This window comes from Tatumella sp. UCD-D_suzukii, from assembly GCF_000611875.2.
In the GTDB taxonomy this organism is placed as follows: Bacteria; Pseudomonadota; Gammaproteobacteria; order Enterobacterales; family Enterobacteriaceae; genus Tatumella; species Tatumella ptyseos.
Map to the genome: position 1 here is coordinate 216,504 of NZ_JFJX01000056.1, position 19,680 is coordinate 236,183.

Genomic DNA, 19,680 nt, shown 5'->3' on the forward strand with positions numbered 1-19,680 from the left:
CGGGAAGGCGGGAAACGGGAGGTGATACAAATGGCGCAATGCCGGGCGTGTCCGGTGGCAAACGGCGACAGGCAGGAAGCAGGCCGTGGCGGTGATACCGTCACGGCCTGTTGTTACCGCAGGGTCCGCCACACTGAGCGGCGGACTCTGCGGCAGGCATTATTTCTTCTGGTGACGATCACGCAGATTATTGATGACTGCACTCAGATCCAGTTCCTGATCCTGTAACAGTACCAGCAGGTGATAGATCAGATCAGAGGCTTCATTGGTCAGCTCGAAGCGATCATTCACCGTGGCGGCCAGTGCCGTCTCAACACCTTCTTCACCGACTTTCTGGGCAATACGCTTTGTGCCGCGGGCATACAGACTGGCCGTGTAAGAACTGTCAGGATCGGCCGACTTACGGCTCGCCAGCAGTTGTTCCAGCTGGTACAGGAACCCCCAGTCACTGGATGCGGGTGAGAAACAGCTGGAAGTGCCGGTATGGCAGGTCGGGCCAATCGGGTTCGCCAGAATCAGCAGGCTGTCGTTATCACAGTCCGGCGTGATACTTTCAACCTGCAAAAAATGCCCGGAAGATTCGCCTTTTGTCCACAGACGCCCTTTGGTACGTGACCAGAAGGTGACTTTACCGCTGCTCAGTGTCTGCTCAAGTGCCTGTGCATTCATATAACCCAGCATCAGAACTTCGCCGGAAACCTTGTGCTGAATGACCGCAGGGATCATTCCTTCTGTTTTTTCCCAGTCAAGCCGGGAGAGTTGTTCTGCCGTTAACACGCACGGATCTCCACACTGTTGGATTGCAGGAACGCTTTCAGCTCTGCAATATTAATGACTTGTTTATGAAATACGGAGGCCGCAAGCGCGCCATCGATATTCGTTTCCCGGAACGCGTCAAGGAAGTGTTGCATGGTCCCGGCTCCGCCGGAGGCGATAAGCGGAACATGGCAAAGTTCACGGACAGCTTTTAACTGCTTCAGGTCATAGCCGTTACGTACGCCATCCTGGTTCATCATATTCAGTACGATTTCACCGGCACCGCGCTTCTGCACTTCCTGTACCCAGTCGGTGGTCTGCCATTGAGTCACCCGGGTCCGTGACTCGTCGCCGGTATACTGGTTAACGTGGTACAGGCCCGTATTCTCATCATACCAGGTATCAATACCGACCACGATGCACTGAACCCCAAAGCGGTCGGCCAGACGGGTGATCAGCTCAGGATCGGCAAGGGCCGGAGAGTTGATCGAAATCTTATCCGCGCCGAAGGAGAGGATTTGTGCCGCATCTTCCACGGATTTGATCCCGCCGGCGACGCAGAAGGGGATATCGATCACTTCAGCGACGCGTGACACCCAGCTTTTATCCACCACCCGGTCATCCGAAGAGGCCGTGATATCGTAAAAGACCAGCTCATCGGCACCTTCTTCCGCATAGCGCTTTGCCAATGGCACAATCTCGCCGATGATTTCGTGGTTACGGAACTGTACTCCTTTGACCACCTGACCGTCACGTACATCCAGACAAGGTATTATCCGTTTTGCCAGCATGCGATAGCCTCCGTCACTGTAAATTTACCTTCGAGCAGTGCACGACCGACGATCACACCGCGGACACCGCTATCACGTAATGCGGCGATATCTTCCAGTGAACCGATGCCGCCGGATGACTGAAAGGCAATCTCCGGGTACTGCGCGGTGATTTCCTGATAAAGCTCAACGTTTGAACCGGCCAGCGTGCCGTCACGCGAAATGTCGGTACAAAGCACATGTTTCAGCCCGACCGACTGGTAGTCTTCGATCACCTGTTCCAGCGTGACACCGGCGGCTTCCTGCCAGCCGCTGATGGCAACCTCTTTACGCTGCTGCTCATCAATACGGATGTCCAGTGCCAGTACGATCGCATCCGGCCCGAACTCAGCAAACCACTGCCTGACTTCTTCCGGTTGTTTTACCGCCGTGGATCCGACCACCACACGGGCAGCGCCTGCACCCAGCAGTGCTGCCACATCTTCACGGCTGCGGATCCCGCCGCCCACCTGAACCGGTACTGAGACCCCGGCAAGCAGTGTTTTCAGCAACGGGATCTGGCGTGCCGCCGGATCTTTGGCGCCGGTTAAATCCACCAGATGCAACACCTGCGCGCCTTCCTGCTGGTAGGCCTGCAACCGTGGCAGCGGATCATTACCGTAATCACGTTGCTGTGCGTAATCTCCCTGGTGAAGACGAACGACTTTACCTTCTATTAAATCAAGTGCGGGGATAATCATTACATCTCCAGGAAATTTTTAATTAACTGTGCGCCCGCTTTGCCTGAACGCTCGGGGTGGAACTGGACACCGTAGAAGTTATCCTGCTGTACGGCCGCAGAGAACGGCTGGCCATAATCACACTGTGCAATGGTCGCTCCGGTCACCGGCATCGCGTAGCTGTGCACAAAGTAAAAATAGCTTTCCGGCGCAATATTGCGGAATAACGGATGGCCTGCCTGTGCCGTCAACTGGTTCCAGCCCATATGTGGCAGGGGCAGGGAGCCGGTTTCCATCAGTGATACCGGTGCATGGATAATGTCCAGAGTATCGATACCGGTTGACTCTTCACTGCGCTGTGCAAGCAGTTGCATCCCCAGGCAGATACCCAGCACTGGCTGAGTACAGTTACGGATAAGTTCGATCAGCTCACGTTCACGTAATTGATCCATTGCTGCTCTGGCGGTACCTACGCCCGGCAGAAACAGCTTGTCAGCATTCAGCACCACGTTTTTATCGCGGCTGACGATCGGCTGATAGCCCAGACGTTCAATGGCCCATTTTACGGATGACAGATTTGCGCACCCGGTATCAAGAATAACCACATCCATTACAGAACTCCTTTTGAGCTCGGCAGTGTGTTCCCGTTCACCTGAATTGCCTGACGAAGCGTACGGCCAAAGGCTTTAAACAGGCTTTCGGCACGGTGATGGTCATTATGCCCTTTGGTCTTCAGGTGCAGGGTACAGGCCATGCTGTACGAGAGTGAACGGAAAAAGTGTTCGATCATCTCGGTACTGAGGTCGCCGACGCGCTGATAGTTAAACTCTGCTTTATACACCAGGTAAGGGCGTCCGGAGATATCCAGCGCACAACGAGCCTGACACTCATCCATGGGCAACACAAAGCCGAAACGGCCGATACCACGTTTATCACCCAGTGCTTTCAGTAATGCTTCACCCAATGCCAGGCCGGTATCCTCAACCGTATGGTGATCATCAATGTAAAGATCACCTTTAACATCGATATTCATCCGTAAGCCGCCGTGAGTAGCAATCTGATCCAGCATGTGATCAAAAAAGCCGACACCGGTACTGATTTTGCTTTCGCCTTCACGATCCAGCCAGACTTCAGCCGTAATACGGGTTTCTTTGGTATTACGCTGGACCAGAGCGTGGCGATCTTTGCGGGTCAGACGTTCGGCGATGGCAGGCCAGAAGTTCTCTTCTTCACCGTAACGAATACCTTTGATACCCATATTTTCGGCAAGCTGAATATCCGTCTGGCGGTCGCCGATGACATAGCTGTGTTCTTTATCCGGCACACCGGCCTGCAGCCACGGCTCAACCAGTTTTGTCGCCGGTTTGCGGCAGTCACAGTGGTCTTCCGGTTTATGAGGGCAAATCAGCACTTCATCGAAGGCGATCCCCTGCGAGGTAAAGATCTGCATCATCAGATTGTGTGGACCATCGAAATCCGCTTGCGGAAAACTGTCGGTGCCCAGCCCGTCCTGATTGGTGATCATCACCAGCCGGTAGCCGGCAGCCTGCAGACGCAGCAGTGCCGGGACGACACCTGGCTCGAAGGCCAGTTTATCCATACGGTCGACCTGGAAGTCTTCAGGGGGTTCAGAAATCAGGGTGCCGTCACGGTCAATAAAAAGGGTTTTCTGGCTCATGCTTGCTCCGCCAAAGTCAGGTTATTCAGGGCGGTGATCAGGGTTTCACACTCCTGACGGGTACCGATAGAAATTCGTAAACATCCCGCCAGGCCGGGGTTCTTATTCTGATCACGTAAAATGATCCCCTGGTCCCACAGTGCGCGGAAGACGCGCGGTGAGTCGGTGAATTTAGCCAGCAGATAGTTAGCATGGCTTGGGTACACCTGCTCGGTCAGGGGGGATGCCTGGAGTTGCTGCAGCAGCCATTCACGGGTGCTGTTAAGCTCCGCCACATGCCTGCGCATTTCAGCCAGCCCTTGTTCGCTCAGAGCTCTGGCAGCAATTTCAGCCACCGGGGTGGAGAGCGGATAAGGGGCTATCACTTTTAACAGCACATCGATCACTTCCCGGTTTGCCAGAGTAAAACCGCAACGCAGCCCGGCCAGAGCAAATGCTTTAGAGAGGGTGCGCAAAATGACCAGGTTCGGGAATTCGTCCAGCCAGCTGACCAGTGAAGCGTCAGGACAGAAATCGATATAGGCTTCATCGGCAATCACCAGGGCTTTTCCTGCCGTGGCTGCCAGAAGCTGACGGATATCGTCCGGATTAACCAGGTTACCGGTCGGGTTGTTCGGGCTGCACAGATAAATCAGTTTAACCCCGTCCAGTTGTGACAGGATGGCAGGCAGATTCAGTTGCCAGTCATCGAGCGAGCGAACGGTCAGGGTTTCTATCGCCAGTGTTTCTGCACTGACGCTATACATGCCGTAGGTTGGCGGACAAAACATGACTTTATCCTGACCCGGCTCGCAGAAGGCCCGCATCAGGAGTTCGATACCTTCGTCGGCCCCGCGGCTGACCAGCACCTGCTCTTTATTCAGCCCGCAGTAAGCGGCATATCGCTCAATCACCTGTGCCGGCTGACATTCCGGGTAACGGTTCAGGGTCTGCTGGGTAAAACTGAAAGGGACGGCCAGCGGATATTCATTCGCATTCAGCCACACATCGCCGTTGCCGCCTAAGCGTCTTGCTGACTGATAAGGCGTCAGCTCCCGCACATTTTTGCGGGCAAGTTGCCCGATAGAACCCGTCATACATTATCCTCCAGTGCTTTCACCCGTAATGTCACGGCATTCTTGTGCGCATCGAGCCGCTCAGCCGCCGCCAGTTCTTCAATCGCCGGAGCCAGTGATAAAAAACCTGCCGGAGAAAGTTCCTGAATGGTCATCCGTTTCTGAAAATCGGCCAGACCCAGACTTGAATAGGTCGCGGTGTAGCCGTAAGTCGGCAAAACATGGTTGGTTCCCGAGGCGTAGTCCCCGGCAGACTCCGGTGACCAGTCACCCAGGAACACAGAGCCGGCACTGGTAATCTGGTCAACCCATTGGCGGGCATCACGGGTCTGAATGATCAGGTGTTCAGGGCCATACTGATTAGATATAGCGATGCATTGCGCCAGGTCATCGGCCACGATCAGCCGGCTACTTTCCAGCGCCTGACGCGCGGTCTCTGCACGGGGCAACAGAGTCAGTTGAGCCGTTATTTCCTCAGCCACCTGCTGCGCCAGTGTCGCTGACGGCGTCAGCAGAACCACTTGCGAGTCCGGGCCGTGCTCTGCCTGAGACAGCAGATCAGAGGCAACAAACGCAGGGGTGGCCTGTTCATCGGCAATGACCAGCACTTCTGACGGACCGGCCGGCATATCGATGGCCGCGCCTTCCAGCCGCTGACTGACCTGGCGTTTGGCTTCGGTCACCCAGGCGTTACCCGGACCAAAGATTTTATCGACTTTCGGTACGGTATCGGTGCCGAACGCCATCGCACCAATGGCCTGCGCGCCACCCACCTGAAAGACTTCGGTCACACCGCACAAACGTGCTGCGTACAGGATCTCGTCGGCAATCGGTGGCGGTGAACAGAGCACAACTTTTTCACATCCGGCAATTCGTGCCGGTGTTGCCAGCATCAGGACGGTGGAAAACAGGGGGGCAGATCCGCCCGGAATATAGAGGCCGACCGAGCGAATAGGGCGGGTGACCTGCTGGCAACGTACGCCCGGGCGGGTTTCGATATCCACGCCAGGAAACACCTGCGCCTGATGAAAAGCATCGATATTAGCGACTGCTGTCTGCATCGCCGATTTCAGTGATCCACTGACCCGGGAGACCGCGGCATCGATTTCGGCGGCACTGACAGCAATCGTTTCAGGGCTTACTTTATCAAACTGCGCACTAAACTGACGCAGCGCATCATCACCCCGGCTAAACACCTGGTCGAGCACATGCTGTACGGTCTGGCTGATGGTGTCTGAAGAAGCCAGCGCAGGGCGTTTCAGTAAAGCCTGTTGCTCGTCAGCAGAACACTCATTCCAGCGAATAATAGTGTCGAAGCGGCTCATCTCTTACTCCATCATTTTTTCAATGGGCAGAACAAGGATGGAACTGGCACCCAGAGATTTCAGTTTTTCCATCGTTTCCCAGAACAGGGTCTCGCTGCTGACCATATGCATGGCGACACGGGCCTGGTCACCCGCCAGTGGCAGTACGGTCGGACGCTCTGCGCCAGGCATCAGGGCAATGACTTCTTCCAGGCGCTCAGATGGCGCATGCAGCATAATGTACTTGGATTCACGTGCTTTAATGACGCCCTGGATACGGGTCAGCAGTTTGTCGATCAGGTACTGTTTTTCTTCCGGCATTTCGCCTTCGCGCTGGATCAACACCGCTTTGGAGCGATAAATGACATCCACCTCGCGCAGGCCATTGGCTTCCAGTGTCGCCCCGGTGGACACCAGGTCACAGATGGCATCGGCCAGACCGGCACGGGGAGCAACTTCGACGGAGCCGTTCAGCATACAGGGTTTAAAAGAGAGGTTTTTGCTATCAAAGTAGCGTTTCAGCAGATGCGGGTAGGAGGTGGCGATGCGTTTGTTATCCAGACATTCCGGCCCGGTATATCCGGCATCGGCAGGCATCGCCAGTGATAAACGGCAGCCCCCGAAATCCAGACGGCGCAGAGTCGTGTAACCGGCATTTTCGCCCTGGGCCTGGCGGGTCAGCAGTTCTTCTTCCAGCACGTTTTCGCCGATAATTCCTAAATCAACGACACCGTCCATCACCAGGCCCGGAATATCGTCATCGCGTACCCGCAGAATATCGATAGGCATATTTTCTGCGAAGGCAATCAGGCGCTGTTGCTGCAGATTAATTTTAATGCCGCAGCGGCTAAGCAGTTCTCTGGAATCATCACTCAGACGGCCTGATTTCTGCATTGCAATACGGATACGTTTATTATCTAACATCTGTCCTGTCCTCTGCTTATTTTTCCTGTACGGAATTTATTATTCTGAAATCGTTGTCCATAAAAAAACCCCGGAAGAAATCTTCCGGGGTTTTTTTATGCGTCCAAACCACTGGAAGATCTTTTCGTCTCCCAGCACACATCGCCTGAAAGACTAGTCAGGGTGATGGTGATGATGGTGGTTAATCTGGACGCTATTCATAAAATATTCCGACGTAAATTGATTTAATTGTCTGTCAATTAACCTACCCAAAATAGCGGCGACTGGCAACCCTTTTTTCGGCCTGATAATCATAAATTCCTTAATAAATTTATGCTGGCCTGAAAACCGCCACAGGCATAAGATCATCGCTTACTTAAACGGTATCTGACAGGACATTATAAAGGCAGACTTATGGCGAAAAAAGTAGCAATTGTCGGTCTGGGCTGGCTGGGGATGCCCCTGGCCCGGGCGCTGGTCGGACGTGGCTGGCAGGTAACGGGCAGTAAGACGACTGAAGATGGTGTGCAGGCAGCACGAGCCTCCGGCATTCCGGCCAGCCTGCTGACGCTGGATCCGGAACCGCAGTGTGACCCTGATGATTTAGCCGAACTGCTGGATGTGGATGCCCTGGTGGTGACCTTACCGGCGCGACGGACGGTCGAAACCAGCGAGCAATATATTCAGGCGGTGCAGAATATTGTCGATATGGCCCTGGCCCGGCAGGTCCGGCATATTATTTTCACCAGTTCTACCTCGGTGTACGGTAATCTGCAGGGCGAGGCTGATGAAGAAAGCGCATTGGATCCGGTCACCCCGGCCGGTGGATCACTGGTCCGCCTGGAGCAATGGCTTCATGATTTACCCGGTACGACGGTGGATATTCTTCGTCTCGCCGGGCTGGTGGGACCGGCGAGGCATCCGGGACGCTTTCTCGCAGGGAAAACCGGCCTGAGTCATGGCCGTCAGGGGGTGAATCTGGTTCACCTGGATGATGTGATTTCCGCGATTGTGATGCTGCTGGAACAACCGGCGCAGGGAGCCGTCTATAATCTGTGTGCAGAGGGGCATCCGTCACGGGAAGACTATTACACCAGGCTTGCCGCTAACGCTGGCTGGATCCCGCCGGTCTTCGACGGTGAACCCGCCACAATGGCAGGTAAAGAGGTCAACGGGCAGCGCATCTGCCGCGAACGTGGCTTCCGCTATCAGTGGCCGGACCCTTACGATATGCCTTTTGCTCAGGGATAAGCCGGATATTTAAGATAATTCCCCGGATAACGGTGATAATCTCTTGTGTTAACGGGTGTTTTTAGGCAGAATGCGCGCCTGCAAATTTGAGAATAACCGATGCCTTTTTCCGGCGTCGGTTATTTTTTTTGCATATATAGTTTCAAAACAAACCTACGGGGCCGGACGTTTTCCGGAGAGATATACATCAGATACACGCAATGGCGTGAGTTAGAGGAAATTTTGATGGGGCTTTTCACCACTTCACCAGCGATGTCTGGTGCACGCTTTCGCGATGACTACGGCGCGACGCGCACGATGAACACTTCATACTCATCTTTCTGCATTCTGCGGAATATCCCTGTGGCACAATCTCAGACGATTGTTACTGTAGGGGCCATGAACAATGCAAACTAATACCTCTGCTGCACCTAAGCGCGCTAACCTGAAAAAAACACTTACGCTGCTTCCTGTCATCATGATTGGTCTGGCTTATATGCAGCCCATGACCTTATTTGATACTTTCGGTATCGTATCGGGACTGACCAGTGGTCACGTTGCGACTGCGTATATCTTTGCGACTATCGCTATTCTGTTTACTGCGTTGAGTTACGGTAAACTGGTTCGTCGGTTCCCGTCGGCCGGTTCTGCGTACACTTATGCACAAAAATCCATTAGCCCGCATGTCGGATTTATGGTCGGCTGGTCCTCACTGCTGGACTACCTGTTTATGCCAATGATTAATATTCTGCTGGCAAAAAGCTATTTTGAATCCCTGCTGCCGGGCATCCCTTCGTGGATCTTCGTGGTACTGCTGGTGGTATTTATGACCGTGACTAACCTGAAAGGGATTAAAACGGTTGCCAACTTCAACAGTATTATCGTTGTGCTGCAGATTGCGGTGATGATTGCCATCGTCGGACTGATTATCTACGGTGTCAGCCACGGTATTGGTGCCGGAACCTTAGCCAGTACGAAACCGTTCTGGTCCGCGGACGCACATATTGTACCGATGATCACCGGGGCGACGATACTCTGTTTCTCCTTCCTGGGCTTCGATGGTCTGAGCTCATTGTCTGAAGAGACAAAAGATGCAGAGCGTACCATTCCGCGGGCGATTTTCATGACGGCGCTGATCGGCGGGGTACTGTTTGTTGCGGTGTCTTACTTCCTGCAACTGTACTTCCCGGACATCTCCCGTTTTAAAGACCCGGATTCCTCACAGCCTGAAATCATGCTGTACGTGGCGGGCAGAACGTTCCAGTTCGGTATTCTGATCTTCTCCTGTGTGACCGTACTGGCCTCAGGAATGGCGGCCCATGCCGGGGTTTCTCGTCTGATGTATGTGATGGGACGTGACGGTGTGTTCCCGAACCGTTTCTTTGGTCATATCTCACATAAATGGTCTACCCCGACCTATAACGTGCTGCTGGTCGGTGCCATTGCGTTACTGGCGATCAACTTTGACCTGGTCACTGCGACGGCGCTGATTAACTTTGGTGCTCTGGTGGCGTTTACCTTCGTTAACCTGTCGGTGATTTCACAGTTCTGGATCCGCGAGAAACGTAATAAGACGCTGAATGACCACTTCCAGTATCTGGTGCTGCCGGTTCTGGGGGCACTGACAGTCGGTGCGCTGTGGCTGAACCTGGAAGAGAGCTCGATGATCCTCGGCCTGATCTGGGCGGGTATCGGTATTATCTACCTGGCGTTTGTGACCCGGGCTTTCCGTAAGCCGGTTCCTCAGTACAGCGAAGAAGGGTTATAATCCTTCGCTGCGCGGGTTGCTGATAAAGCCCTGTCAGGAAACCTGACAGGGCTTTTTTATTGCCGCATCAGCTCAGCAGTGTTTCGGCATAACGGTAAAGGGACTTCAGCAGGGATTGCTTACGTTCATCGTCCGCATAGAGGCTGGCGAGCTGCTCCAGCTCACTGATATATTGTTCAACCCGCACCGGATTCAGTGTTTCACGGCGATGTTCCAGCCAGCATTGCTGCTCACCATGATCGAGGGTTCCCGGAAAATTACGGGCACGATAGCGGAACAGCAGCGGCAGAATACGCTTATCGTCAAAAGTGATGTCCAGGGCTGGAAGATTACGCGGTTCGGTACCCCGGACGATATTCATCGCCTGACGGTCGGCATCGCTGAAGAAGCCGTCATACAGCTGAGCATCCACATCCTGAGTGGGTTCAAATTCACGCCCCTCAGCAAAGATAGCCACAACTTTCTCCCGTATGTCGGCATGTTGCCGGAGCAGCGCCAGATTATCCAGACAGAACTGGCGATCAATCCCCAGCCGGTCAGCATCCTCCGGGCGCAAGGTGCTGGCCGGGGCCAGCACCGGGCACTTATTAATATGTACCAGTTTTAACGGGACCGGCGGGAGATCACCCCGCTGTTCGCGTGGGGTATAGAGACGTTCGCGCAGTTCATCCGCACTCTCCTGTAACAATGGCTGAATATCTCCGGCCAGGTCGAGAGTGATCAGTGCATTACGGTTATCAGGATGCCATGCCAGCGGAACTATCCAGCTGGTATTACCGCGGGCAGCCCCGAACATCCCGGAGACATGCACCAGCGGTTTCATCTGCGGAATATCGATAAGCGTCTGTAGCTTGTTTTTATTACGGTGGAGAAACAGGAAATCGAACAGTTTTGGCTGCTTTTCCCGCACCAGTTTCGCCATTGCGAGAGTGGCATACACATCAGACATGGCATCATGGGCCTGCTCGTGGCTGACATTATTTGCTTTGGTCAGATGTTCCAGCCGGAATGAAGGAAAACCCTCTTCATTTTCGGGCCAGACAATTCCTTCGGGGCGTAATGCATAGCAGGCACGCATGACGTCCAGTAAATCCCAGCGCGAATTACCGTTCTGCCAGCTCCAGGCGTAAGGGTCGTAGAAGTTACGGTAGAAAATATTGCGTGTAACTTCATCATCGAAACGTACGTTGTTATAGCCGACCACGCAGGTACCGGGTTCACTGAACAGGGCATGAATACGTTGCGCAAATTCAGCTTCACTGACGCCTTGTGCCATCGCATGCTGCGGCGTGATGCCGGTGATCATGACCGCTTCCGGTTGGGGAAGGTAGTCATCGGCAGGCCGGCAGTAAAAGACTTCAGGTTCGCCGATGATATTGAAGTCTGCATCCGTGCGGATGCCGGCAAACTGTGCAGGGCGATCCAGTGCCGGATGCTTACCGAAGGTCTCATAATCATGGAAAAGGAAGGTAGGCGTTACTGATTCATTCTTTTTCATCCGAAACCTTCCTTTTCTTTCCTGTTATTTTATTAAATATCAATTTGTTATCGCTATAATTGCTCAATTAACAACCTTTTTTATCCTGAACTTTCCTTTGTTATCCTCTTTACTCCATGTGATATTTTGTACCATTCTTGTACCAACCACAATTTTTCGGGTGTACCAATTTTAGAATGGCTCTCTCAGACACGAAGCTAAGAACAATTTCAGGCAAAGCCTATACCGGACCCTCTGAGGTTACAGTGCCAGAAACATTACTGATGAACTGAGGCTGCTGGTTGCTTCCGGCGCGGACCCGCGCTCTAAGTTTGAAAGGGGGCAGAGTTCAAAGGCCACTCTTTCTGATTGCCTGAACTACTGGTATCAAAACTACGTAATTACGCAACTCAGGCCCAAGACCAGGGACCTATACAGTTCCACGGTAATGAAGGTAATGGATGGCGCATTTCGCTTTGTACCTATGGAAGATATTACTGCCAAGCAATGGGTCGATTTCTTTACTGTGCAGGAGCGGGAAAATCCACGCCGTGCCCGCCAGGTTCTTAGCCAGTTAAGAACGGCAACACACTGGTGCATCCGTAGGCAGTATATTGAATCATCATCGCTGATGAATATTCTTCCCCGAGATTTTGGTACATCATCTCAGGTGGGTGACAGGGTTCTTACTTATCCGGAGCTGGCACAGATATGGCTGAAAATAGACCGTAGCCGGGCATCAACGTCTAACAAGCTCCTTCATCAGATGCTGATGCTATGGGGAGCCAGGAACTCAGAGCTAAGGCAGGCCACTACGCAGCACTTTGATCTCGACAGCATGGTATGGACCACTCCTGCTGAACTGAGCAAGATGGGAAATATAATCCGCAGACCAATATTTCCGAAAATTGAGCCACTGCTTGAAAAGGCGCTGACAACATATAAAGGGATTTTGTTTCCGGGAGATGCTCTGGACAAGCCGATATCCATATCGGCGGCCAACAGGTATATAGGCAGGATTCGTGACGAGATGGATATTGGGTACTGGAGGGCGCACGATTTTCGCCGAACGCTCGTTACACGACTGTCTGAGCAGGGAGTTGCGCCCCATGTCACCGAGAAGATGCTGGGGCATGATTTGGGCGGGATTATGGCTGTGTACAATAAGCATGACTGGATCGAAGAGCAGAAGCAGGGGTATGAGCTTCACGCGGATAAGATACTTTGGCACGTCAGGAAGCTATCTTCTGCTTAGAGCCGCCATTGTTTATCCAGCTTTGCACCTCCGATGGCCGGTATTGGTTCGGGTGTGAACGTACCGGCTCCGGAAAGCAGCATTCCTTTCTGTAACGCCACATCGTATTAGGCGATCGGATGTTAAGGCAGGCCATTACTTCTTTTTCAGTGACGAGTTGCTCAATCTGCATAGCATTCTCCTTTACCCAACCCGCAGGCACGACGATGCCGCCGGTGACCGGTGCGGGGATAGGGCGGTTTGGTTTAGTGGGTGGGGTTAGTGGCGTTTAAACTTCGCGGCGCGTTCGCGTTTCTCGTCATCTTCACGGCAGGATGAATCGCAATAGTGGCCTTTGTCGATGGTGTCACCACAGCTATAGCACTTGCCGGTGAACGGCTTCGGGCGCGGGCGGTTCGCCATCGCAATTTTCAGTTGTTGCTGCTCCAGTTCTGACGCCTGGTCGATTGGGTCTGCGTGGGTCATGGTGGTTTCCTTTGGACAATAAAAAACCCGCCGAGGCGGGTAGTCATGTTAATCAGGCGCGGTACATTTCTTTGTCGAACATTAAGTATCCAACCCCTCTCTTCCAGAGGAAACATATATGATCAAAGTCATCAATGCCATAGCTGGCATCTATTTCAAAGGTAGGCATATCCTTCAATCTCATTTCTTCAACTATCTGATATGAAAGATAATTAATAAAGTATGACTTTAAGTCTTTGGTTTGAGCTTTATCCAACTTATATTTTCTTGATACAGACTGTATTCTGAATGCGGCAGAGTCGATGGCATAAACCAAATCTGCCGCATCATTAAAGCTACGAAGCCATTTATCTTGAATGTTTTTATATGAGTTTGCTCTAGAAGCTAAAGCAATCAACCTATCCGTCAACTTATCTAATTCTGCTTGTTTATTATTTTCTGATTGCTGCCTATATGTGATAACTGAAACTGCAACGCTACCTAATGAAGCAGCAGCCGAAGCAATGGCAGCACATTCATTAGCCCCAAGACTCATTGTACCTTCCTCTGATCAACCGGGTCGCTGCCATGTAGAACCTGCAACTCGACATTATTTTTCTCACGCTTTTCCGCCGGCTTATCCGAAATATTGAATGACATAGTTATTCCTCCTGATAGAAATATTACATCGTTCAGGCGGCTTAGCCACATAAACGCTCAGGTATCAGGAGCTATAATCTGGGCGCTAGTAATAGCTTTGTACTAAACCGGCTCATTGGGCGTCTTTACCTAGTTGTACTCTTACAGAGTAGCTCTTTGAAATCCAATTCGGATAAAGGGGTATCTGGGATTCCTACTAAATTTTCAATGTCTTTGAGAGGTCCTGGCTTTTTGAAATCTCTAGTTAGGATGAACACGTTGCCGTATGCCTTGCATGCCATATTTAGATCTGTCTCATTTTTAAATAGAAGGGTTTTCCTTTGATTTCCTATGAATTTTGATTTTGCAACAAGCTGCTCTGACTCTTTAAGTGCTATGAATGGTCCCTGACCGAAACCAACACACCTTTGCATATCATCAGGTACATTGCTCGCGTAAAATCCGAATGGCTTTTTGAATCTATCAACGCATGGTTTGTATTGGTTGTAGTAAGCTATGAGATCTTTCTTATCCTCTCTATTCGACATACATTCCATTTCCTTTTCAATCATCCAAGTTATGGCGAAGCGGAATTTTTCAAACGTTGAAGAAAAAAGGTCAATATTACTTTCAAACAAAAAATTCCAAGCATTTGAGTCTACTATTATCACCTTTGTCTGCAATTCTTCGTTTTTCATGATGAGCCCATCACTTAAGAAAACTTTATATTACATCTTTCTTTCGACTTCGCCACACAAAAACACATGCTGGGGCTTGACGTCTGCCATAGCTTCGATCTGATGTTCGCACTGTGTTTCGGTGGGGTAGATTGTTTCAGTGAGGGGAGTTGCCTGGTTACCAGAGAGAATGAGGATGACGTATCCGGCAAGTATCATTTTAAATCTGGCCTCTTTCTGGTATCGAAGACCTCATGGTTTCGTCCGTCACCTTTAGGACGGATTGTGTAACGCTCATCCCCGGAAGGGTATTTTTCGCACTCTTGCATAAACAGGAATATGTGTTTGGTCGGAATAGTGACAATCTCGCCTTGAGAAAGCATATTGCGTATCTGTGAAATTGTGGCCATCACTTCCTCCTGTACGCATCCCACAGAGCTATGCGGAACGCTATTCGTTTAATGAAAGCAGGGTAGTTACCTGCCAGTATGTGAGTGGTGATTCGGGTCATTTTCGTATCCATATCAGAGCAGACAAACAGACCGATAATTAACCACGGGATTGCTTCAGCAATGTTACTCATCACTCCCCCAGGCCGTTGAGGCGTTTGGTTTCTGCCAGCCGCCAGTTAGCGCCCATCATGAACGCTCTAATCCTGTCCTCACCACACACTCTTATATCCAACAATTTAAACGCATCGTTCCAGTCAATATCATCAGGCAACTTAATCACCGGTACCGGCGGGGCGGTGTAAATCTCAAGTATCGAATATCCTGGATTGAATGGCTTGGATGTAATGAATTCAGCATCCGCCCTGTATTTATGGAACGACTGGCAAATACCCGCGCTGGTTACTACAACAAAGAAATCAGGCTCCTGCTGCCTCTGCTCAGTTATCATAGTAGCTATGGCTCTGCGCATAACTTCATGTTCTTCCATGCAACGATCCGGAATTTCCGGACAGTTGGTTGTCGTTTCTGAGATTTCCCGAAAAGTTTCGGTTGTCGAATTGTCGATTTCCCGAAAAGTTACCTCCCCAGCGCGGATTTTGCTGGCAGTATTTGAAGCAATGCCAGAGCATTCGGAAGCAATATCATTCACAGATTCAGGAAATTCATCGGCAGCTATATTTATCAGTTCCGCCGCCTTTTCCGCACCCCGCGCCATCCATTCCCGGCGTTCGTCTTTAATCAGTGGCAAAATCCTGCCCATTAACTCTCGCTGAATCTCTTCAGGCGTTTCCGGGCGCCCTGGCGATTCCAGCCCGGCGCAGAAATCGCTTATTTCAGATTTCACCAGCTCTGAGATATCAGCCATCACTCAGACTCCCATTTGATGCCAGCTAAATCCAGAGCACAATTAACCTCAGATTCTGCGTAGGCATAAATAGATCGGTGAGCATCAATAAAATCTCTTCTATGCAGAACACTGATTGGTTTTGGCAGCTTCACTGTTCGGGCTTCCAGTTCGGCAATGCGAGCCTGCGCGCTCACCAGTGCCTCAACTATCCTCTGTAAGTACACTGTTTTTACTTTTATCTCTGGGTTGAAATTCCCAACAGCGCGATGCAAATCAAGCTTCATAATAAGCACCAGTTCTGAGATATCAGTCATGCTGTACGCTCCATTTCAGATAGGCCAACACGGACAGCATTCACGATGCGGTCGAGGTACTGATATTTATGATTCGGTACAGAGGGCCACTTTGCGTACCACGGTTCATCACCCAGCAGTCCGGGAAGGCTGTCTCCTATCCTGCAATCGCAACAGCTAACTTTTACGTCCTCAGCATCTTCTGCCTCTACCCACATTCCCCGGGCTTCATCGGACATTATTTCCCTGTCACGCCGCAATTTAATAATTTCAGTCTTCACGAAAGCAAGATTGGCGTCATTGTCATCATTGACCGTGCTTTCCATATCGGGGGCAAAATATCCGATCAGGTATTCGTTGCTTACCCGTTTAATGAACTCCTGTACTGAGTCCTCGCCCATTGCGAACCATGCGCCGGTCCACGCCTTCCCATAGCATGTGATTGTGATACGACCTCGCCCTGGCCCATAGTTTTCAATCATCACCCGGACAGGATCTAATCGCTCCACGCCGGAAATGATGAATGAGAGCACATCTGTTTTTTCGACTGTGACGCCTGTTGCTAATGTTTCCACTTTTCCTCTCCAACAGATAACCCTCCCGGTGCCGTATGGCAGAGGATAGGGTGGGTGAATGGGGGTTTAATTGACGTAGTGCTTTCGGCTGAAGACGATCCGTGTCTTTTCTTTCGCATTAACGCGCCGTGGTTTGGCTTCCAGCCAGTAGAGTCTGTCCATGGCCCGGCCGTCAGTGGCGAATGGCTCTCCTTTGCCGAGCTTCACGGTGTCGCCTTTAAAGCTGGAGCGCATAACCTCGTTTATCCTGCCGAGGCTGAGGCCGAACATGTCGGCCAGTTGCTGCCCGGTCATTGGCCCCTTGTTTAACTGCCAGGTTATCTTTTCCTTGATGCCTGATAGCGGACATTCCCTTGTCCTTATCAAAGCTGACGAAATCGCACCAGTTCCTGCCGGTACACATCATCTGAGCATGCATCTGCAGGATATATTCCCGCTTTGGCTTCCCTGTGCGCATGGTTTCAATGTGGGTTGCGGTATTGGGGCACTTGATCTCGATAAGTCCGTCATCATTGACCAGGCCGTCCGGAGAGGCTCCGAACCACTCGATAGCAGGGTGGGGAATAAACCCGACTTCAGTGACCTCTGCATCGAACTGATTGAGTACATACATTTCACGCGCCAATGGCTCAAGTTCTGTCCCGCGCATCATTGGTCCACTGGTGAATCCTGGCTCACACTTCCCTGTCAGCCGCTGACAAATAAGCTCCATCATGTAGTTCTTACGGCTGGCTGAATACCCGGATTTGGTTTTCGCCATCACATCTGCAAGTCGGCTTGCGGTAATGCGACCGCATCGGGCCGCAAACCAATCAGGCGAACGCTGAAGCATGATACTTCTCCTTACCAATGAGATATGCCGACTGAGCCTCTTCAACGGTATCGAAGGTCCCAAGAGAAACGGATTTTCTTTCAACGCCAATTCTTGCTAAATAACGGCCGCTTTTTAATTTCTTAACTCCCATTGGAAGTTTTCTGCCGGACTTTCCAACGAGCCTGTTTTGGGCGTTCACGGCGTATGTGGTGTCCCTGATATTGAGCCATCTATCATCCAAAGAATTGCCGTTTATATGATCAACGACACCGGATGGCATATTCCCCGTCATGAACAAGTGGGCCAGATGTGAACGCTTATATTTCTTGCCGAAAATTTGAATTATCCAGTAGATCTTACTCCCTTTGGATGGGCTACCAGCCTGCTCCCCAAGCAATTCCTCGTGTCCTTGCGGTGGGTTAATCCATGTAAACACGCCAGATTTTGGGCTGTAGACCATCAGATTTTTCAGTATGCGCTGTTCCATCAGGCCACCTCCTGATTAACCAATTCTCCCTCAACGGTATTGTCAGCGTCCTTGCTGATCTGATAGATGCGTTTTTTATCGGCCGTCCCGATGATCTGCTTTTCTTCTTGGGTCAGCCCAGTCCAAAACTTCTCGTAAGACGCGGCGCCAAAGCGGGCAGACTCCTCAGCTTTACTGATAAGTTCCGGGCGGCGATCGTCTGATTGCTTGCCGGCATTAACTTCGGCGGTAGTACCTTCAATAACTCGTTCAGCCTCGTCTTTGTCATAAATCCCGGCAAAGCCAAATGCCAGGCGAGCGCATTGAATCATGGCTTTATGGCGAAGCATTCTTTTCGGGTGCGACTGCCATGGGCCTTTGACCTCATAGCCGCTTTTGCTTTTAAAGGCTTCCCTTCGGCATTCATCCATCCACTCTGTAACGCTGATTGGGTGATTCCTGTCTTTCCTGTAAATCCGGCAGGTGCATGATTCCGAATCCTGCTCAAAATCCATTCCGTCGAACTGGGGATGCCCGTTGATGATCCTTGCCCAGCCATCTACTCCAACCACCGGCACAATCCCGTTTTGCTTGTCAGGGAATGCGTAAATCTCTTTGGTGAATGGATTGAGCCCGTACTGATTAGCGACGACCAGGAGCGCTACGAACTGAGCGTCTGTTGCATCGCCAGAAAACGCGGTTGCTTTCAGGACTGGAACCAGTTGCTCACCAGCTTCCATTCCCAGCTTGTCAGCCAGTTTGTTAGCCATCGTGCTTAATGCTGTGGACATGCTTTACCTCTCTAATTTTTACTGTTTCCACTCAGCCTCTGCCAGCTTCAGGCAAAGGCGATCGACAAATTCGGCATACTCATCCTGAGCGTCGTCGGTAGATAACATCGCCATTAACAGGGGATGCTCTCTCGCAAATTCCTCTACGGTGTCAGGGTACTGAGCAGACAATTCCTCGGCCCGTTCCCGCACCGCCTCGTCATAATTCAGTTCGGCATAGTGCCGATCCCAGCGTTGTGCCTCTGCGTTCTCAGCGACTGCAAATGAAGGTTCAAGCAACATTCTTCACCTCCGCGAACGAGTTCACATACTCAACCAGGATGTCGAAATCCATCTGGCCGCACAGTTTTGTCTGTTGCTCCCGGGTCAGTGGTCCTACCTGGCAATCTTCAAGCTCAAAGTTGTACTTCCCTGGTCTTGCCTGCCATCCGGTATGCATTCCGCTGCACTCTATTTTCAGGTTCAGGCTCATTTCGACCTCCTGGTAAGCTGTAACATCCGAAGCCGGTTAGCATCGTTATCCGGCAGTGAGTAGCGAATAAATCCGACGTTAAATTTCAGTCTCTTCACGCAAAAGCCTCCCCGCCCGGACGGGCCGCTTCATTAACAAATCGCTTGATACGGTCAAGCTGTGATTTAAACAGTGATTTAGCAGCGCCAATGACGCCGCCGATGACGTTGGTTGTCATTAGCGATACTCCGGTGTGATTAGTAGTTGACGTTCAGGTGCGGTATTTCACCGTCTTTAATGGCTTTGAATGCGCGGA

General features: G+C 51.5%; 25 protein-coding genes, 1 pseudogene and 1 other annotated feature. Of the genes and pseudogenes, 3 read left to right on the forward strand and 23 right to left on the reverse strand.

Features of this window, described 5'->3' with window-relative positions; all coding sequences use genetic code 11:
- Positions 1–159: 159 nt before the first annotated feature.
- Genes hisIE through hisG form a run of 8 tightly spaced genes read right to left on the reverse strand, consistent with a single transcriptional unit; the run spans position 160 to position 7,206 of the window.
- Positions 160–777, reverse strand: coding sequence for a bifunctional phosphoribosyl-AMP cyclohydrolase/phosphoribosyl-ATP diphosphatase HisIE (hisIE, locus tag CG67_RS13270; protein ID WP_025903430.1), 618 nt, complete (start codon positions 775–777; stop codon positions 160–162).
- Positions 771–1,547 carry an imidazole glycerol phosphate synthase subunit HisF gene (gene hisF / locus CG67_RS13275; protein WP_025903431.1) on the reverse strand — a complete coding sequence of 259 codons (777 nt, stop codon included), beginning with the start codon at positions 1,545–1,547 and terminating at the stop codon, positions 771–773. The genes hisIE and hisF overlap by 7 nt, the downstream gene beginning before the upstream one ends.
- A complete protein-coding gene (hisA, locus tag CG67_RS13280) occupies positions 1,529–2,266 on the reverse strand; it encodes a 1-(5-phosphoribosyl)-5-[(5-phosphoribosylamino)methylideneamino]imidazole-4-carboxamide isomerase (RefSeq protein ID WP_025903432.1) in 738 nt (245 codons plus the stop codon). Before hisA ends, hisF begins: the two co-directional genes overlap by 19 nt.
- Positions 2,266–2,856 (reverse strand): imidazole glycerol phosphate synthase subunit HisH, encoded by a 591-nt coding sequence (gene hisH / locus CG67_RS13285; protein ID WP_025903433.1) that lies wholly within the window; start codon positions 2,854–2,856, stop codon positions 2,266–2,268. The genes hisA and hisH overlap by 1 nt, the downstream gene beginning before the upstream one ends.
- Positions 2,856–3,923 (reverse strand): bifunctional histidinol-phosphatase/imidazoleglycerol-phosphate dehydratase HisB, encoded by a 1,068-nt coding sequence (hisB, locus tag CG67_RS13290; protein WP_025903434.1) that lies wholly within the window; start codon positions 3,921–3,923, stop codon positions 2,856–2,858. The genes hisH and hisB overlap by 1 nt, the downstream gene beginning before the upstream one ends.
- Positions 3,920–4,999: a histidinol-phosphate transaminase gene (hisC, locus tag CG67_RS13295; protein ID WP_025903435.1), complete on the reverse strand. Its 1,080-nt coding sequence runs from the start codon at positions 4,997–4,999 to the stop codon at positions 3,920–3,922. Before hisC ends, hisB begins: the two co-directional genes overlap by 4 nt.
- Positions 4,996–6,303, reverse strand: coding sequence for a histidinol dehydrogenase (gene hisD / locus CG67_RS13300; protein ID WP_025903436.1), 1,308 nt, complete (start codon positions 6,301–6,303; stop codon positions 4,996–4,998). Before hisD ends, hisC begins: the two co-directional genes overlap by 4 nt.
- 3 nt (positions 6,304–6,306) lie before the next feature.
- Positions 6,307–7,206: an ATP phosphoribosyltransferase gene (gene hisG, locus CG67_RS13305; RefSeq protein ID WP_025903437.1), complete on the reverse strand. Its 900-nt coding sequence runs from the start codon at positions 7,204–7,206 to the stop codon at positions 6,307–6,309.
- A 59-nt stretch (positions 7,207–7,265) separates the two neighbouring features.
- Positions 7,266–7,384 (reverse strand) — a sequence feature (His leader region).
- 215 nt (positions 7,385–7,599) lie between these two features.
- Here hisG and CG67_RS13310 point away from each other — a divergent pair.
- Together CG67_RS13310 and CG67_RS13315 are read left to right on the forward strand one after the other, a co-directional pair.
- Entirely contained in the window at positions 7,600–8,436 is an 837-nt protein-coding gene (locus tag CG67_RS13310) for an SDR family oxidoreductase (RefSeq protein ID WP_025903438.1), read from the forward strand.
- 385 nt (positions 8,437–8,821) lie between these two features.
- Positions 8,822–10,183, forward strand: coding sequence for an APC family permease (locus tag CG67_RS13315; RefSeq protein WP_025903439.1), 1,362 nt, complete (start codon positions 8,822–8,824; stop codon positions 10,181–10,183).
- A gap of 67 nt (positions 10,184–10,250) precedes the next feature.
- Here CG67_RS13315 and sbcB read toward each other — a convergent pair whose 3' ends face one another.
- Positions 10,251–11,681, reverse strand: a complete 1,431-nt coding sequence (sbcB, locus tag CG67_RS13320) for an exodeoxyribonuclease I (RefSeq protein ID WP_025903440.1) — start codon at positions 11,679–11,681, stop codon at positions 10,251–10,253.
- Positions 11,682–11,857: 176 nt separating this feature from the next.
- Between sbcB and CG67_RS13325 the strand changes: the two are divergent.
- Positions 11,858–12,915, forward strand: a pseudogene (locus tag CG67_RS13325) (tyrosine-type recombinase/integrase).
- Between the two features lie 258 nt (positions 12,916–13,173).
- Here CG67_RS13325 and CG67_RS13330 read toward each other — a convergent pair.
- The 14 genes from CG67_RS13330 to CG67_RS18685 form a co-directional block, all read right to left on the reverse strand.
- Positions 13,174–13,380 (reverse strand): hypothetical protein, encoded by a 207-nt coding sequence (locus CG67_RS13330; protein ID WP_025903441.1) that lies wholly within the window; start codon positions 13,378–13,380, stop codon positions 13,174–13,176.
- A 52-nt stretch (positions 13,381–13,432) separates the two neighbouring features.
- Positions 13,433–13,915, reverse strand: coding sequence for a hypothetical protein (locus tag CG67_RS13335; RefSeq protein WP_025903442.1), 483 nt, complete (start codon positions 13,913–13,915; stop codon positions 13,433–13,435).
- A 229-nt stretch (positions 13,916–14,144) separates the two neighbouring features.
- The gene (locus CG67_RS13340) at positions 14,145–14,696 is read right to left on the reverse strand and encodes a hypothetical protein (RefSeq protein ID WP_025903443.1); all 552 of its coding nucleotides are present in this window, start codon (positions 14,694–14,696) and stop codon (positions 14,145–14,147) included.
- 194 nt (positions 14,697–14,890) lie between these two features.
- Positions 14,891–15,085 (reverse strand): hypothetical protein, encoded by a 195-nt coding sequence (locus CG67_RS13345; protein WP_025903444.1) that lies wholly within the window; start codon positions 15,083–15,085, stop codon positions 14,891–14,893.
- Positions 15,086–15,257: 172 nt separating this feature from the next.
- Complete coding sequence (locus tag CG67_RS13350) at positions 15,258–15,992, reverse strand: hypothetical protein (protein WP_025903445.1); 735 nt, start codon at positions 15,990–15,992, stop codon at positions 15,258–15,260.
- Positions 15,992–16,288, reverse strand: a complete 297-nt coding sequence (locus CG67_RS13355; RefSeq protein ID WP_025903446.1) for a hypothetical protein — start codon at positions 16,286–16,288, stop codon at positions 15,992–15,994. The genes CG67_RS13350 and CG67_RS13355 overlap by 1 nt, the downstream gene beginning before the upstream one ends.
- Positions 16,285–16,842, reverse strand: a complete 558-nt coding sequence (locus CG67_RS13360) for a hypothetical protein (RefSeq protein WP_025903447.1) — start codon at positions 16,840–16,842, stop codon at positions 16,285–16,287. The genes CG67_RS13355 and CG67_RS13360 overlap by 4 nt, the downstream gene beginning before the upstream one ends.
- Before the next feature lie 66 nt (positions 16,843–16,908).
- Positions 16,909–17,076: a hypothetical protein gene (locus tag CG67_RS18340; RefSeq protein ID WP_160318975.1), complete on the reverse strand. Its 168-nt coding sequence runs from the start codon at positions 17,074–17,076 to the stop codon at positions 16,909–16,911.
- Positions 17,060–17,674, reverse strand: coding sequence for a lambda exonuclease family protein (locus tag CG67_RS13365; RefSeq protein ID WP_084764966.1), 615 nt, complete (start codon positions 17,672–17,674; stop codon positions 17,060–17,062). Before CG67_RS13365 ends, CG67_RS18340 begins: the two co-directional genes overlap by 17 nt.
- Entirely contained in the window at positions 17,655–18,143 is a 489-nt protein-coding gene (locus tag CG67_RS13370) for an HNH endonuclease (RefSeq protein WP_025903449.1), read from the reverse strand. The genes CG67_RS13365 and CG67_RS13370 overlap by 20 nt, the downstream gene beginning before the upstream one ends.
- Positions 18,143–18,913: a phage recombination protein Bet gene (gene bet / locus CG67_RS13375; RefSeq protein WP_025903450.1), complete on the reverse strand. Its 771-nt coding sequence runs from the start codon at positions 18,911–18,913 to the stop codon at positions 18,143–18,145. Before bet ends, CG67_RS13370 begins: the two co-directional genes overlap by 1 nt.
- A gap of 18 nt (positions 18,914–18,931) precedes the next feature.
- Positions 18,932–19,195 (reverse strand): hypothetical protein, encoded by a 264-nt coding sequence (locus CG67_RS13380; RefSeq protein ID WP_025903451.1) that lies wholly within the window; start codon positions 19,193–19,195, stop codon positions 18,932–18,934.
- Positions 19,185–19,385 carry a hypothetical protein gene (locus CG67_RS13385; RefSeq protein WP_025903452.1) on the reverse strand — a complete coding sequence of 67 codons (201 nt, stop codon included), beginning with the start codon at positions 19,383–19,385 and terminating at the stop codon, positions 19,185–19,187. The genes CG67_RS13380 and CG67_RS13385 overlap by 11 nt, the downstream gene beginning before the upstream one ends.
- Positions 19,386–19,479: 94 nt before the next feature.
- Positions 19,480–19,602, reverse strand: coding sequence for a hypothetical protein (locus CG67_RS18685; protein WP_256360140.1), 123 nt, complete (start codon positions 19,600–19,602; stop codon positions 19,480–19,482).
- Between the last annotated feature and the right edge of the window lie 78 nt (positions 19,603–19,680).

What these genes read in the sequence shown, in the direction of transcription:
- CG67_RS13335 (WP_025903442.1), bottom strand. Translation starts at nt 13,915, where the DNA reads ATGAGTCTTGGGGCTAATGAATGTGCTGCCATTGCTTCGGCTGCTGCT.
- CG67_RS13340 (WP_025903443.1), bottom strand. Translation starts at nt 14,696, where the DNA reads ATGAAAAACGAAGAATTGCAGACAAAGGTGATAATAGTAGACTCAAAT.
- CG67_RS13310 (WP_025903438.1), top strand. Translation starts at nt 7,600, where the DNA reads ATGGCGAAAAAAGTAGCAATTGTCGGTCTGGGCTGGCTGGGGATGCCC.
- CG67_RS13385 (WP_025903452.1), bottom strand. Translation starts at nt 19,385, where the DNA reads ATGAGCCTGAACCTGAAAATAGAGTGCAGCGGAATGCATACCGGATGG.
- hisB (WP_025903434.1), bottom strand. Translation starts at nt 3,923, where the DNA reads ATGAGCCAGAAAACCCTTTTTATTGACCGTGACGGCACCCTGATTTCT.
- CG67_RS13330 (WP_025903441.1), bottom strand. Translation starts at nt 13,380, where the DNA reads ATGACCCACGCAGACCCAATCGACCAGGCGTCAGAACTGGAGCAGCAA.
- CG67_RS13315 (WP_025903439.1), top strand. Translation starts at nt 8,822, where the DNA reads ATGCAAACTAATACCTCTGCTGCACCTAAGCGCGCTAACCTGAAAAAA.
- hisC (WP_025903435.1), bottom strand. Translation starts at nt 4,999, where the DNA reads ATGACGGGTTCTATCGGGCAACTTGCCCGCAAAAATGTGCGGGAGCTG.
- CG67_RS18340 (WP_160318975.1), bottom strand. Translation starts at nt 17,076, where the DNA reads ATGCGCTCCAGCTTTAAAGGCGACACCGTGAAGCTCGGCAAAGGAGAG.
- CG67_RS13380 (WP_025903451.1), bottom strand. Translation starts at nt 19,195, where the DNA reads ATGTTGCTTGAACCTTCATTTGCAGTCGCTGAGAACGCAGAGGCACAA.
- CG67_RS13355 (WP_025903446.1), bottom strand. Translation starts at nt 16,288, where the DNA reads ATGACTGATATCTCAGAACTGGTGCTTATTATGAAGCTTGATTTGCAT.
- hisG (WP_025903437.1), bottom strand. Translation starts at nt 7,206, where the DNA reads ATGTTAGATAATAAACGTATCCGTATTGCAATGCAGAAATCAGGCCGT.
- hisD (WP_025903436.1), bottom strand. Translation starts at nt 6,303, where the DNA reads ATGAGCCGCTTCGACACTATTATTCGCTGGAATGAGTGTTCTGCTGAC.
- hisH (WP_025903433.1), bottom strand. Translation starts at nt 2,856, where the DNA reads ATGGATGTGGTTATTCTTGATACCGGGTGCGCAAATCTGTCATCCGTA.
- hisF (WP_025903431.1), bottom strand. Translation starts at nt 1,547, where the DNA reads ATGCTGGCAAAACGGATAATACCTTGTCTGGATGTACGTGACGGTCAG.
- CG67_RS13350 (WP_025903445.1), bottom strand. Translation starts at nt 15,992, where the DNA reads ATGGCTGATATCTCAGAGCTGGTGAAATCTGAAATAAGCGATTTCTGC.
- CG67_RS13365 (WP_084764966.1), bottom strand. Translation starts at nt 17,674, where the DNA reads ATGCTTCAGCGTTCGCCTGATTGGTTTGCGGCCCGATGCGGTCGCATT.
- hisA (WP_025903432.1), bottom strand. Translation starts at nt 2,266, where the DNA reads ATGATTATCCCCGCACTTGATTTAATAGAAGGTAAAGTCGTTCGTCTT.
- sbcB (WP_025903440.1), bottom strand. Translation starts at nt 11,681, where the DNA reads ATGAAAAAGAATGAATCAGTAACGCCTACCTTCCTTTTCCATGATTAT.
- CG67_RS18685 (WP_256360140.1), bottom strand. Translation starts at nt 19,602, where the DNA reads ATGACAACCAACGTCATCGGCGGCGTCATTGGCGCTGCTAAATCACTG.
- bet (WP_025903450.1), bottom strand. Translation starts at nt 18,913, where the DNA reads ATGTCCACAGCATTAAGCACGATGGCTAACAAACTGGCTGACAAGCTG.
- CG67_RS13370 (WP_025903449.1), bottom strand. Translation starts at nt 18,143, where the DNA reads ATGGAACAGCGCATACTGAAAAATCTGATGGTCTACAGCCCAAAATCT.
- CG67_RS13345 (WP_025903444.1), bottom strand. Translation starts at nt 15,085, where the DNA reads ATGGCCACAATTTCACAGATACGCAATATGCTTTCTCAAGGCGAGATT.